This is a genomic window from Brevibacterium sp. VCM10, from assembly GCF_000583215.1.
In the GTDB taxonomy this organism is placed as follows: domain Bacteria; phylum Actinomycetota; class Actinomycetes; order Actinomycetales; family Brevibacteriaceae; genus Brevibacterium; species Brevibacterium linens.
Genome location: NZ_JAJB01000126.1, coordinates 1 through 989 on the forward strand (window position 1 = coordinate 1; position 989 = coordinate 989).

Genomic DNA, 989 nt, shown 5'->3' on the forward strand with positions numbered 1-989 from the left:
CGACCTCATCGCCGAGGCGGAGCACCCGATCATCATCGCCGGCGGCGGAATCATCAATGCCGATGCCGCCGACCGGCTCGTCGAATTCGCCGAGCTCACCTCCATCCCGGTCTCGCCGACCCTGATGGGCTGGGGTGCGATCCCGGACGACCACCCGTTGGCCGCGGGCATGGTCGGAATCCAGACGCACGTGCGCTACGGAAACGCGTCCTTCCTCGAATCCGATCTCGTCATCGGCATCGGCAACCGCTGGGCCAATCGCCACACGGGGAACCTCGAGGTCTATCGCAAGGGTCGGAAGTTCGTTCACATCGACATCGAACCCACCCAGATCGGACGCGTCTTCGCCCCCGACTTCGGAGTCGCCTCCGACGCCGGTGCCGCGCTCGATGCGCTGCTGGCGGCGGCGCGTTCGCGGTCGGGCGGACTGCCGGACTTCACCGGCTGGGCCGGCGAATGCACGGCACGGAAAGCGACCGAACATCGGAAGACGAACTTCACCGAGGTGCCGATCAAACCACAGCGCGTCTACCAGGAGATGAACCAAGCCTTCGGGCGTGACGTCACCTATGTCTCGACGATCGGCCTCAGCCAGATCGCCGGCGCTCAGATGCTCCACGTCTACCGTCCCCGGCACTGGATCAACGCCGGTCAGGCCGGACCCCTGGGCTGGACCGGGCCGGCAGCGCTCGGCGTGGCCAAGGGCAAGCCCGGCGAGACCGTCGTGGCTCTGTCCGGCGACTACGACTTCCAGTTCATGATCGAAGAGCTCGCCGTCGGTGCGCAGCACAAGATCCCCTATGTCCACGTCGTCGTCAACAACTCCTACCTCGGTCTCATCCGCCAGTCCCAGCGCGGCTTCGAGATGGACTACGAGGTGTCGCTGGCATTCGAGAACATCAACACCGCCGGTTCCGCATCGTCGGGATACGGCGTCGACCATGTGGCCGTGGCCCAAGGACTCGGGTGCAAGGCGCTGCGGGTCGAGG

The 989-nt window shown here is 66.0% G+C and carries 1 protein-coding gene; it reads left to right on the forward strand.

Annotated features, from left to right (window positions below; all coding sequences use genetic code 11):
* Window positions 1–989 (forward strand): thiamine pyrophosphate-dependent enzyme (locus AD89_RS0117670; protein WP_025781013.1); only part of this gene is annotated, 989 nt, incomplete at both ends.